At 39.5% G+C, this 13104-nt stretch carries 8 protein-coding genes; 3 read left to right on the top strand and 5 right to left on the bottom strand.

Annotation, left to right across the window (positions count from 1 at the left end; translation table 11 throughout):
• Positions 1 to 20: 20 nt before the first annotated feature.
• Entirely contained in the window at positions 21 to 1853 is a 1833-nt protein-coding gene (gene recQ, locus VAHSUH02_RS03760; protein WP_005382250.1) for a DNA helicase RecQ, read from the bottom strand.
• A 263-nt stretch (positions 1854 to 2116) separates the two neighbouring features.
• On the opposite strand from recQ, the gene putP reads away from it, so the two are divergent.
• Positions 2117 to 3604 (top strand): sodium/proline symporter PutP, encoded by a 1488-nt coding sequence (gene putP, locus VAHSUH02_RS03765; RefSeq protein ID WP_038148467.1) that lies wholly within the window; start codon positions 2117 to 2119, stop codon positions 3602 to 3604.
• A gap of 79 nt (positions 3605 to 3683) precedes the next feature.
• On the opposite strand, the gene VAHSUH02_RS03770 is transcribed toward putP, so the two are convergent.
• From VAHSUH02_RS03770 to nifJ, 3 genes are all read right to left on the bottom strand, one after another.
• Positions 3684 to 4712, bottom strand: coding sequence for a helix-turn-helix transcriptional regulator (locus tag VAHSUH02_RS03770; RefSeq protein ID WP_005378417.1), 1029 nt, complete (start codon positions 4710 to 4712; stop codon positions 3684 to 3686).
• Between the two features lie 312 nt (positions 4713 to 5024).
• On the bottom strand, positions 5025 to 6614 hold the full coding sequence (locus tag VAHSUH02_RS03775) for a class I SAM-dependent methyltransferase (protein ID WP_038148464.1): 1590 nt from the start codon (positions 6612 to 6614) through the stop codon (positions 5025 to 5027).
• Positions 6615 to 6789: 175 nt separating this feature from the next.
• Positions 6790 to 10329 (bottom strand): pyruvate:ferredoxin (flavodoxin) oxidoreductase, encoded by a 3540-nt coding sequence (nifJ, locus tag VAHSUH02_RS03780; RefSeq protein ID WP_005382247.1) that lies wholly within the window; start codon positions 10327 to 10329, stop codon positions 6790 to 6792.
• Positions 10330 to 10726: 397 nt separating this feature from the next.
• Between nifJ and VAHSUH02_RS03785 the strand changes: the two genes are divergently transcribed.
• Together VAHSUH02_RS03785 and VAHSUH02_RS03790 are read left to right on the top strand one after the other, a co-directional pair.
• Entirely contained in the window at positions 10727 to 11650 is a 924-nt protein-coding gene (locus tag VAHSUH02_RS03785; RefSeq protein WP_005378410.1) for a LysR family transcriptional regulator, read from the top strand.
• On the top strand, positions 11650 to 12069 hold the full coding sequence (locus VAHSUH02_RS03790; RefSeq protein WP_005382246.1) for a hypothetical protein: 420 nt from the start codon (positions 11650 to 11652) through the stop codon (positions 12067 to 12069). The genes VAHSUH02_RS03785 and VAHSUH02_RS03790 overlap by 1 nt, the downstream gene beginning before the upstream one ends.
• 67 nt (positions 12070 to 12136) lie before the next feature.
• Here VAHSUH02_RS03790 and VAHSUH02_RS03795 read toward each other — a convergent pair whose 3' ends face one another.
• Positions 12137 to 13033, bottom strand: coding sequence for a hypothetical protein (locus tag VAHSUH02_RS03795; RefSeq protein WP_005382245.1), 897 nt, complete (start codon positions 13031 to 13033; stop codon positions 12137 to 12139).
• Positions 13034 to 13104 lie beyond the last annotated feature (71 nt).

The raw sequence follows: 13104 nt of genomic DNA on the forward strand, positions 1-13104 counted from the left end.
GTTATAGAAACGCCAATTTATTACCCCTTATATTGTGAAATGGCCTCTAAAAATGAAAGTCCATATTTCTTTAATTTTGCTTCCCCTACGCCCTTTATATTGCCAAATTCACCTAATGTTTTTGGCCGTATATTGGCTAAATCGATAAGCACCGTGTCAGGGAATATAATATACGGCGGCACACTAAGTTGCGATGCCAGTTGTTTGCGATGTTGACGTAAATGTTCAAATAGCCCACCAGAACCAGAACGGGGTACTTCGAAGCGAGATATAGAGGCTGATTTTTTCGTTTTACGAGATGGCACGATGACCTCTTGCCTAATTTCTTCTACCTCTTTATGCCCTGCTAACACCTCTTCTGCACCGGCGGTGACGGATAAGACCGGATATTTCCCCATAGAACTCCGCAAGTATCCAGAGGCCACAAATTGTTGTATGAGGCCCTTAATCTCCTTATCCCCTACATCCGATAAATACCCAAATACGGATAAGGCATCAAGACCTGCTCGCGTAATGCGGTCAGTCCGTTCTCCGCGCACGATGGAGGAAATCATAGAGGCACCATACCGCTCCTCGGTGGCGATAATGGCACGGAATATGGCCTTTGCCTCTTTCGTGACATTAACACGTTCCCCTTTTGTATTACAGGAACTACAGTTACTGCATTCGAGCCACGGAACGATTTCACCAAAATAGGCGAGCATATATTTTCTTAGGCAAGTACTACAGAAACAGTAATCAATCATGGACTGCAGTTTTCTAAGTTCTACCTGCTCACGTTGTGGTTCTAAATGACCTTGTTCAATCAAATACTTATGAACGCGCACATCTTGCCCACTATAGAGCAGAATACATTCTGCCGGTGCGCCGTCGCGTCCAGCACGGCCCGCCTCTTGATAGTAGGACTCCATATTACGCGGCATTTGGTAATGCAACACATACCGCACATTGCTCTTGTCAATACCCATGCCAAATGCGTTGGTAGCTACCATAACTTGTAATTGGTCGAAGGCGTATTTATTTTGCATATCTTTGCGCATCTCATCGGATAATCCGGCATGGTAATATCCAGTTTGGATTCCGGCACGCGTCAAATTATCGTAGACTCGTTCTACATCCTTGCGCGTAGAGCAATAGATGATACCATTTTCATGACTATGACGTCGCACATAATCGACTACATAATCCATGCGCTTTGGTGTGCGCACGACGGAAAACGATAAATTCGGCCTATCAAATCCCGTAACATACACATTCGCATGATCGAGACCTAATAATGTTTTAATATCATTCTCTACTGCCTTCGTAGCGGTTGCTGTGAAAGCCCCCACTACGGGACGCTTAGGCAAACTAGCTAGCCAATCGCCTATCAATCGATAGGAAGGTCTAAAATCATGACCCCACTGTGAAATACAGTGCGCTTCATCAACAATGACTTGAGAGATAGGCATAGAGCGTAACACATTGCAGAAAAAATTGGAACCTAATCGCTCTGGTGCAATATATAATAATTTAATATTCCCACTACGTACATCGTACATGGTCTTATTAAATTCTATTTGCGTTAATGTACTATTGATTAAGGCAGCCGGTATATTTTGATCCACCAAGCCATCAACCTGGTCTTTCATCAAAGATATTAAGGGCGAGAATACGACGGTAAGCCCCGATTTACAAAGAGCTGGAATTTGAAAGCATATCGATTTACCTGCCCCAGTAGGCATGATGGCCACTACATCCTCGTTCTTTAATAAAGACTCTACAGGAGCCTCCTGAGCGGGCCGAAAGGATGTATACCCAAAGTAGGTTTGCAGTAGTTGTAACGCTCTATCACGAGAATTAATAGCCTCCATCGGTATACCTCCTTTCCTATGTGTACAAAATTAACAATGTTATATGCCATATCAAAATGAAATATCGTGTCTATTTATTGTATCATTTTTTGAGGTATTTTTTGAATTATTTTCATATAATACTGTTTAGTAATTTTAACAATATCATCAATATTTACCAATAAATTATATGATTTACATATCCTATAGAATGGCAATTTATGATACAATAATTAGTATATATTTTAACGTGGTGAACAACCCTAAGGAGGTTTTATATAGGCATGACACACAACAACATAATGATCATAATCGCCTTTGCCTTGTATTTAGGACTGATGATGTACATCGGGGTCTACTATTATCGCAAATCAAACAGTATTGGTGACTATATATTGGGAGGTAGACAGCTAGGACCGTGGATTACGGCACTCAGTGCCGAAGCCTCCGACATGAGCGGTTGGATGCTTATGGGGGTACCAGGTCTGGCCTATACTACGGGTATTTCCGGTGTATGGATTGCCGTAGGACTTACCTTGGGCACCTGGGCCAACTGGCGATTCGTATCCCGTAGATTGCGTAACCATACGGAGGTAGCTAGCGACAGCTTAACATTGCCGGATTATTTAAAAAATCGGTTCCACGATCAATCCCATTCGGTAGCTGTTATTTCCGCATTGTTTATATTAATCTTCTTCCTCATCTACACATCCTCTGGATTTGTGGCAGGAGGCAAATTATTCAATACCATCTTCGGTTTAGACTATACGGTCTCCCTCTTTATTACGGCGGGCATTGTAGTATTTTATACCTTCCTCGGAGGTTTCCTCGCCGTATCTTGGACGGACTGTATTCAAGGGGCGTTGATGTTCTTCGCCATCTTGGCTGTACCTATTACGGCAGCTATCTACTTAGGTGGTCCTATTGATACGATGCAACTCATCCAAAGTGAATTTCCTCAAGGATTAAACCTCTGGGGTGATACGAGTGATATGTTTGCTCTTGTCATCGGCATCATCTCTTCCCTTGGTTGGGGTCTTGGCTACTTCGGTCAGCCACATATCCTAGTTCGCTTCATGGCGATTTCCGATGCGAAGGAACTAAAAAAATCCACAAATATTGCTATGGTTTGGGTTATCCTTTCCTTATTAGCAGCTATTTTCGTAGGCCTCATCGGTCATGTATATATGTTACCAGAAAAATTAGTTGGTACAGATGCAGAGACGATATTCCTCGTTATGACGGAACGTTTATTTACGCCATTTATGGCTGGCCTTATCTGGTCTGCTGTACTTGCAGCTATCATGAGTACTGCATCTGCTCAACTATTAGTAACAGCCTCTGCTATTGCTAATGATTTTTACGCTAATATCATTCACAAAACGGCAACCGACAAAGAACTCGTGCTTGTAAGCCGTATTGTTGTATTGTTGGTAGCGGCTATATCCATTTTCTTAGCATTAAATCCAGATAGCCTCATCCTTACGATGGTTGCTTACGCATGGGCTGGCTTTGGTGCCTCTTTTGGTCCTGCTATCATCTTCTCCCTATTCTGGAAACGCATGACGCGCCGTGGTTGTATTGCGGGTATCGTCGTAGGTGGTCTTACAGTTCTAATTTGGAAACAATTTGCCTTCTTTGGACTTTATGAAATCGTACCAGGATTTATCTTCTCATCTATTGCGATTTATATTGTCAGCATTTTCGATAAATTACCACCACGTCCAGTATTAAAAGATTATAAAGAAGCAGAAAAATTGCATATTCTCTAAAAACGGATAAAAGGAGCTATTGATTTCTCAATAGCTCCTTTTTCGTAATAAAGGGCTATTATACTTACAGCCCGTCTTCTTATACATATTGTGATAATCCATCACGAATAGCTTCACGCACATCGAACACTAATGATGCTGGCGATAATACTTTCACACTTTGCATATATTGTAGTGCCCAATATTTGAAAGCCTCCCGATTAACATGAACACGACACTCCACCTTTTGAGGCGTCTCGTTTAAAAATGTTACATTTCCATCAAACCAATCGAGAATTTGGTTAACGATACTGCGTTTTGCTTCAAACACTACTGTTACTGATTCACCACCAAACATATAGATATGTTCCTTCATGTATCTATCTACATCAAAGGTATTTTGATTGTGATAGCCTTGGATTTCCCGCAATGGCTTACGGCGAATATCCAATAACTTAATGTTGCCAATTCGATCTACACGAAGTGTAGACATATCATCATGGTTATCGTGGTTACCTACCAAGTAGTAGAGTCCTCGACTAGATACTAATTGGTAGGGATTAAAAATATAATTTCGCTCATTACCTGCATAATCAAGATTAGGATATAATTTATTATCTGTACTAGGCTGATAATAGACTAACGAAATTTTTCTCCCTTCCGTCACCGCTTTTTCAATGAGATCAATATTTAGGAATAGATCCTGACTTCTCACAAGAGAATCAGGTGTACTCTTAATTTGTTTTCCATGGGATTTAAAATAACGACCTCCCAAGGCAGATACCTTATCAATCAAGTCTTTACGCTGATTTACACTAATATGACGTGATGCTAATAGACCATCGATTAACAAATGTAACTCAGCCTCTTCAAAGGGATGAATCATATAAAAATTGGTACGACGAATCGAACCATCTGTACCTAGTGCAGATTCTTCACATTCAATATTAAAATTACCAGATTCATATAAATCATTTAGATGACGTCCTAAGGTTTTACGATCTACCGTCAATTCATATTTCTTTGCTAAGATGCTACGAATTTCCTCTTGAGATAATGTATGATTTGCATCTGTTTCATCTCGTAGGATTTCTAGTATATATACTAGTACTGCCTTTTTAGATGCCATGGAAAAACTCCTTTTACAATATACTTATACTAACTAACAACAAAATATGGCCTACTATGACCATATTTTTACATGTACACAAAATCACTCATACAAAGTATATCATAAAAGTCATGTTTACTTCATGTGTTTTTCATGCATTTCTTCATCTTTCCTATATCTTTTATGCAACTTAACATAACAAAATGTAATATTTATAAAATAAAAAGAAAATATTGAACATAAAAATAAAGGCTAATTCTATATATCGAGAATTAGCCTTTATCTATCCCCCATCGCACATTATTATCATATGCTACACAGGAAATACCTTTATTTAATTTTATTTTCTAAATAGCCTAATGTTTCCATGCGTTTCGTCAATTCAGCATAGAACGCTTCAGCCATAGCGGTTTGATTTTTTGCCTGACCAGCTTGTGCGCCGCCAAAGATATTCTTTTTAATCGCATTAACAATAGTAGATTTTGCCTTTGGTTTATTAAGGATTTCCATAAACATTAAATCTTCATCGGACAGATTTTCTACGGCTTCATTTTCAGAGGTAGCCCCATACATGATGTCTGTACCAGATTCAACTAAAGCTTTCACAAACTTTGTAAATCTAGCAGGTACAAAGGATTGTCCCTCCATATAGTAAGCTTTAGGATGTGGGTGTTTCAAGAAACGTAGACCACCGCGTACAATATGTTCTGCCACAGCTACATATAACGCATTAACAGCGGCTTCTAAGCTTGCATCATCGCCCTTAGCAGCATCATTAGCAGCTTTCACAATGGCTAAAGCCTCGATCATATTAAACTGACCGCCATCCTTAATAATGGACTGGAATGTATCGCGTACGATATCATTTTCAAACATGGACAATGCTTCTTCATTGAAGAGAATTGTATAGGTAAAGCTGTTAATAATGGTTCGCATAGGTACAGAATTCACAAGTTCAGGATTTCCCATGTCGTATGTTACAGATTCTGCATGCTTAGCCTTACATATAATAGATTTTCTAAAGGTCGTATCTAGCATAAAATCTAAATATTGCTCTTGAGCTACATGGTCATTAAGTGCGAGTTTATCTAGTGTATCCGCAATATCAGCATCAAAGCTACGTACCATAGATAAAGTTAAATCAGCATCACATAGGTATGCCAAATTATGCGCTTCTAAATGGTCATTAAATTGATAGAAATATACAGGGTCATTGTTTGGCTCTAAATGATCGTGACCAACATAGTATTCATCTTTTTGCATAACAGAGCGAAGAGCACCAAGGAATTTACTATTTCGTTCCTTTAGATTGTCATATTTTAAAATTTGACTACCTACGATACTACCAATCGTTTTGCCATGCAGTACCTTTTCCTTGTGATTAAACTGTGTTTTATCACGGTTACTGAACATCATTAACTGACGTACTTCGTCCATCGTATGCCAACCTGGATAGGTATTATAAGAAATGTAGGCAATGCCATCCTCTGCTAAATGTTCATCGATAAGGCGCAACAATGCATCTTTAACACCGTCATCGACCCAAGAATACACACCATGGGCGATAATGTAATCAAAGGTACCAATTTCACTACCAATAGATGCAATATCAGATTGAACTAAGGAAACATTTGTTAGCCCTGCATTCGCAATCACTTCATTGCCCTTTTCAACTTGTTCTTGTGAAAGCTCAATACCTACGAATGTTGCATCAGGATTAAATAATGCTTGGGAGATAATATTGCCACCATAGGTTGCTCCCAATTCTAATACTCTTGCAGTTTTAGGGTTAGGTGCTGAAATACCCACGAGAGCCGCATAGGCTTCAAGAGTAGCTGGTGTGGTATATGGGAATGGCATAGATTTATAGCCTAATTCACTATAAATGGTTTGTTGTACGTCATTTGTATTCGTAGTCATAATATCCTCTATTGTTAAAAACATATATTGTATAAACAATACATGAATAATACACATATATACTATCTATTATACCAAAATCATGTGTACTATACACCTATTCATAAGGATGATAGATGCAAAAGAGGCATCCTCAATGAGGATGCCTCTTGTATATGCAGTTTAGAGAAATTAATTATTTAACTTCTTCGAAACCTTTTTGTAAGCGAACATAGCTTAAGCGACGTTCTTTAGCGTCTTCTTCACATTTAGCGAATAATTCTTCTGCAGCGTCAGGAGCAGCTTTCGCCAAGGAAGCATAACGAACTTCACCTTTAAGGAAGTTTTGGAATTCGTCGTAGTTGCCTTCTTTGGAATCCAAGGAGAATGGGTTTTTACCTTCAGCTTTAAGTTGAGGGTTGTATCTGTAAAGATCCCAGTAACCACAAGCAACTGCTTTGCGTTGTTCTTCTTGAGCTTTACCCATACCAGCTTTGATACCATGGTTGATACATGGGCTGTAAGCGATGATCAAGGAAGGACCTGGATAAGCTTCAGCTTCTGTAACAGCTTTCATCAATTGGTTTTTATCTGCACCCATAGCTACTTGTGCTACGTATACATAACCATAAGACATAGCCATCATGCCAAGGTCTTTCTTCTTAGTACGTTTACCAGATGCTGCGAATTGAGCTACAGCAGCTTCATGAGTAGATTTGGAGGATTGACCACCAGTGTTGGAGTATACTTCAGTATCGAATACCCAGATGTTGATGTCTTCGCCAGAAGCTAATACATGGTCAACACCGCCGAAACCGATATCGTATGCCCAACCGTCACCACCGAAGATCCAGTGAGAACGTTTGATTAAGAATTGTTTTTTATCAAGAATTTCTTTCAATTCTGGAGTTGTAGCACCTTCAGCTTCGATTGCTGCTACCAAACGTGCGGAACGTTGACGAGTAGCTGCGCCAAGGTTAGCGAATTCAATCCATTGTTCCAATGCTTCTTTCAATTCGCCAGATGCTGTTTCAACAGCTTTCTTAGCTACTTCAAGCAATTGTTCACGGATTTTCTTAACGCCGATGTACATACCATAGCCGTATTCAGCATTATCTTCGAACAAGGAGTTTGCCCAAGAAGGACCTTGACCTTGTTGGTTAGTTGTGTATGGAGAAGCTGGCATGGAAGCACCCCAAATGGAGGAACAACCAGTAGCATTCGCAATCATCATACGATCGCCGAACAATTGAGTTAACAATTTAGCGTATGGAGTTTCACCACAACCTGCACAAGCACCGGAGAATTCGAACAATGGTTGTTCAAATTGGGAACCTTTAACAGTTTCCTTCTTCATAGGGTTTTCTTTTACAGGAAGGTTAACAGCGTAGTTCCAAGCTTCAGCTTGTTCAATTTCGGAATCGATAGAAGTCATTACGATAGCTTTGCCCTTAGGAGCTGGACAGATATCAACGCAGTTACCGCAACCCAAGCAATCTAATGGGGATACTGCGATACGGAATTGAAGGTCTTTAGCGCCCAATGCAGGGATTGTATCGAAATGTTCTGGAGCTGCAGCCACTTCTGCTTCAGTTGCCAAGATTGGACGAATTGTAGCATGTGGACATACGAAGGAACATTGGTTACATTGGATACAGTTTTCTGGCATCCATTTTGGAACGAACAATGCAGGACCGCGTTTTTCGAATTTAGCAGTACCAGCAGGTAATGTACCATCTTCGTAACCAGCGAATGTGGATACAGGAAGATCATAACCAGCTTGTGCATTGATTGGTTGTGCAATATTTTGAACGAAAGATGGGCAGGATTCACAGCCTGGTTTAGCTTTGTGACCGCCTTCATCAACAGCGTTTTTCCAGTCAGCTGGAACATCTACTTTTACAAGAGCACCAACGCCTTGGTCGATAGCAGCGTTGTTCATGTCAACGATGTTTTGACCTTTTTTACCATAGGAAGTAACTACGGATTCTTTCAAGTATTTGATAGCATCATCTACAGGGATGATTTCAGTCAATTTGAAGAATGCAGCTTGAGTTACCATGTTGATACGACCGCCTAAGCCGATTTCAGCAGCGATTTTCGCAGCATTGATGATGTAGAAGTTCAATTCTTTTTCTGCGATTTGACGACGTAATTTAGCAGGTAAATGTTCGTTCAATTCTTCAGGGGACCAAGTACAGTTCAATAAGAATGTACCGCCTTTTTTGATACCGCGAAGTAAGTCGTATTCATGTACGTAGGATTGACGGTGACATGCTACGAATTGAGGTTCAGTAATCAAGTAAGGTAAGTTGATTGGATTAGTACCAAAACGAAGGTGAGACATTGTTACGCCACCAGATTTTTTGGAGTCGTAATCGAAGTATGCTTGTGCATACAAGTCAGTGTGGTCACCGATGATTTTGATAGCGGATTTGTTTGCACCTACAGTACCGTCAGAACCGAAGCCCCAGAATTTACATTCAGTCAAACCAGGAGTTTCAACTTCTACGCCTTCAGCACGATCTAAGGACAAGAATGTAACATCATCATTGATACCCAATGTGAAGAATTTCTTACCATTTTCAGCATTCAAGTTATCGAATACAGCAACGATGTCTGCAGGGATAACGTCTTTGGAGCTCAAACCATAACGACCAGCGATAACTTTGATGTTACGGCCACCATCAACTACAGCAGCTTGAACGTCTAAGAACAATGGTTCAGCCAAAGCGCCTGGTTCTTTTGTACGGTCAAGAACAGCAATGCGTTCTACAGTTTGAGGAATAGCTTTCAACAAACGATCTGTTGCGAATGGACGGAACAAGTGAACGTTGATGAAACCAACTTTGCGACCCAATTTATTTAAGTAATTTACAGTGGATTCTACTACTTGTGCGGAGGAACCCATAGTAACGATTACGTCAGTTGCATCAGGAGCACCTACGTAGTTGAACAATTGGTAGTTAGTACCAGCCAATTTGTTGATTTCGTTCATGTAGTGTTCTACAACGTCAGGAACGTTCAAGTAGAATTTGTTGGATGCTTCACGATGTTGGAAGTAAACGTCAGGGTTTTCTGCAGTACCACGAGTTACAGGAGCATCTGGGTTCAAAGCGTTTTTACGGAATGCTTGAACTGCTTCCATATCTACTAATGGTTTTAATTCTTCATAGTCCCAGATTTGAATTTTTTGAATTTCATGGGATGTACGGAAACCGTCAAAGAAGTTGATGAACGGTACACGAGTTTTAATAGCTGTCAAGTGAGCTACTGCAGACAAGTCCATTACTTCTTGTACGGAGGATTCTGCAAGCATAGCACAGCCAGTTGCACGAGCAGCCATTACGTCTTGGTGGTCACCGAAGATAGCCAACGCATGTGCAGCTAATGCACGAGCAGCTACTTGGAATACGCCTGGAAGTAATTCGCCTGCTACTTTGTATAAGTTAGGAAGCATCAATAACAAACCTTGGGAAGATGTGAAAGTTGTTGTTAATGCACCAGCTTGCAAGGAACCGTGAACAGCAGCAGCAGCGCCTGCTTCAGATTGCATTTCTACAACTTGAACAGTGTTACCGAAGATGTTTTTACGACCAGATGCAGCCCATTCGTCAATGTGTTCTGGCATTGGAGAAGATGGAGTGATTGGGTAAATCGCAGCAACTTCTGTAAAACCATAAGAAACGTGAGCAGCCGCTTGGTTGCCGTCCATAGTTTTAAATTTACGACTCATGTGATTATTGCCTCCTTAAGCATTTAGCAAAAATAGAACACTTGCTTAATCTATCATTATGTTTAGGAATAACAACCATTACAAACTTGCGTACATGAAAAAATAATGCAATAATATATATGTTATATATATTTATGGCATTATGTAGTACAAACTATTTTGTAGTGGGCACAACCATAATTCCTAATATCATAACTTGATATAGCCCTATAGACTCATTATAACGTGGCGGGCTATATCAACGCAATACATACAGCGCTTGGCGCCTTGCCAATATCGCTATTCATGCTTTACTTAAAGTAATAGCTAATTGCGTTTTAGTAATAATTATTCTCATTTATCAAGACCAATTTTTAAATTAGGTTTATAATATCTTTTATATATTAGGGGGTTAGTTATGGATTTCCACCATTTAAAATACTTCGTAGAAGTGGCTGATCAAAAGAGTTTTAGTAAAGCAGCAAGAAACTTACACATCTCACAATCCGCGATTAGCCGTACAATCAAAGCCTTAGAAGACGAACTTGGTGTTGTTCTCTTCATGCGTAATGCTAAATCCGTAGAACTCACTGATGGAGGTACCATCTTTTTAACACACGCGAAACGCGTAGTATTTATGTTTGAACATTTAAAAACAGATTTTGAAAACGAGTTTCGTTTGGAGCAAGGTTCCATCCGAATTGGTATCCCACCTATTACCGATGCACCAATCTTTGCGCAACTATTAGGTGAGTTTAAAAAGGTATACCCACAAATCGATTTAGAATTATATGAACAAGGTTCTAAGAAGGTCGAAATCAGTGTACAAGAAGGTTTGATTGATATCGGTATCATCTGTACAAAGCCAAATCCTAAGGAATTTGAATCCTTCTATCTCACATCTGACCCATTATCCGTTATCGTTCCTAAAACTAGCCCACTTGCCAAGGAACCAGAAATTCGATTGGATATGCTTTCAGAAGAATCCTTTGTACTCCACAAGGATGATTTCAATTTACATGATGAAATCATTAAAGCTTGTAAACACACAGGTTTCCAACCTCATATCGTATTCGAAACAAGCCAACGTGACCTCATGTTACAAACAGTAAGTGCCGATTTAGCCATCGCCCTATTACCATCCCGCCTCTGCCCTGAGGTAGGCGAGAACACAGAGGTTGGGTCCAAGGTTGTGGTACGACCTCTCGTTCCAGAAATCATCCATACCTTATATGTAATCTGGAAAAAAGGTCATTACCTCTCCCACGCTTCTCGCTTGTGGTTAGACTTTGTAAACTCCAAATTGCCATTACCTGGTCTACAATTGGAGGCTCATAAATAATGAACAAACCATCTGGGCTCGCAACTAAATTGCGGGCCCTTTTGAAAGCTAAAGAAACGCCCATGTGGGCCGTTATTATAGTTCTCATCATCGTCATCATCATTCAGCAAGTTCAAATATCCGAACTACAATGGCGCGTCGATGAAGACCACGACGGTTCAACTGTAGATAGTGTGGCCGGACGCCTATATATTTTAGAAGGCATGGCTAATAAACATAGTGATCAAATTGAAGAACTACAAAAATATATCCGGCAATTACAAAACGATGGTGCTAGATATGATTGGGAACTAAAACAACTGGAATGGTTGCATCCAGAACTAAAGGTTATTTCTCCTGATGGAGATCCTAATCCGTTAAAATCCACAGATCTTAACCTAGACATGAACCCTGGTAATGTACCAGATGTAAAAAAATAAATAAAAGCCAGATACAATACATACTAAAAAGTATTTACATTGTATCTGGCTTTTTATTATATCTGCCTTAATCCGTTTGAACCACAGTAATAGCTTTTATCTTTTTATCAAGGGGAATGTGCTTATATAAACTGAAATTCTTATTATAGGATTTTTCCCATTCACTCACAACAGAGTAGTGCCTATGATGGAAATTACCTTTATCATCTATATAAAGAAAGAGATCTTTTTGAGCCATAACACCAAAGCCCATGGCATCCAAAGTGTACCCCTTATGAACACCATCATTTGTATTTAAATAATCTCGTAACTCTGCTTCACGAGATGTATCAACCCATCCTAATTCCAACACTCTACTAACTAACGTATCTTCAGCAGCCTTATAAGCTTTATTTGCAGCTATAAGTCCCTTATCTGGAAAACCTTGAACATCCTCTTGATATCCAAAGGCTGTCACAACTATAAGTTTTCCCGTTCCATACTGATTCTCATAAGAAATAATCGGATCTGCTACTGTAATAACTTTCTCTACAAAAGGATTCCATAATATTGAATCAATATAATGCTCTTGAGTTTTATACTCTACAATATATTTAGTCTCACCTACATCATTACCGGTCGGTTTTATTATAACAATCCCCTCATCATGAGTAAGGATACTAAAATCTACGTAATATGCTGATACATAATAACCGCCTAATATAGGCTTCAATTGACTCTGTAATTTATCTATCGTCTTATGTTGTTCTAAATCACCAATATATTTAGCGCGTTCTAAATTCTTAACAGCTGTCTCCCATGAATCATAAGGACCTGAAACTTTAACAATGTCACGGTTGTACACTGCAATTTTCTCAAAGGCAGCTCTACCTTCACCCGTCGGATCATATAATGATATCGCACTTACAGATACACCTAGTGTAAAAGTTGTTAATACGCTTGCTAATAATAACGTTTTATACATAGTAGCCTCTCTTTTTACTGTAGATTACATTACTCTTATTATACATAAAACAATATATTTACTAAAAGAAA

The sequence above is a fragment of the Veillonella atypica KON genome (genome assembly GCF_002959915.1).
GTDB classification, from domain to species: Bacteria; Bacillota; Negativicutes; order Veillonellales; family Veillonellaceae; genus Veillonella; species Veillonella atypica.

What these genes read in the sequence shown, in the direction of transcription:
- recQ (WP_005382250.1), bottom strand. Translation starts at nt 1,853, where the DNA reads ATGGAGGCTATTAATTCTCGTGATAGAGCGTTACAACTACTGCAAACC.
- putP (WP_038148467.1), top strand. Translation starts at nt 2,117, where the DNA reads ATGACACACAACAACATAATGATCATAATCGCCTTTGCCTTGTATTTA.
- VAHSUH02_RS03770 (WP_005378417.1), bottom strand. Translation starts at nt 4,712, where the DNA reads ATGGCATCTAAAAAGGCAGTACTAGTATATATACTAGAAATCCTACGA.
- VAHSUH02_RS03775 (WP_038148464.1), bottom strand. Translation starts at nt 6,614, where the DNA reads ATGACTACGAATACAAATGACGTACAACAAACCATTTATAGTGAATTA.
- nifJ (WP_005382247.1), bottom strand. Translation starts at nt 10,329, where the DNA reads ATGAGTCGTAAATTTAAAACTATGGACGGCAACCAAGCGGCTGCTCAC.
- VAHSUH02_RS03785 (WP_005378410.1), top strand. Translation starts at nt 10,727, where the DNA reads ATGGATTTCCACCATTTAAAATACTTCGTAGAAGTGGCTGATCAAAAG.
- VAHSUH02_RS03790 (WP_005382246.1), top strand. Translation starts at nt 11,650, where the DNA reads ATGAACAAACCATCTGGGCTCGCAACTAAATTGCGGGCCCTTTTGAAA.
- VAHSUH02_RS03795 (WP_005382245.1), bottom strand. Translation starts at nt 13,033, where the DNA reads ATGTATAAAACGTTATTATTAGCAAGCGTATTAACAACTTTTACACTA.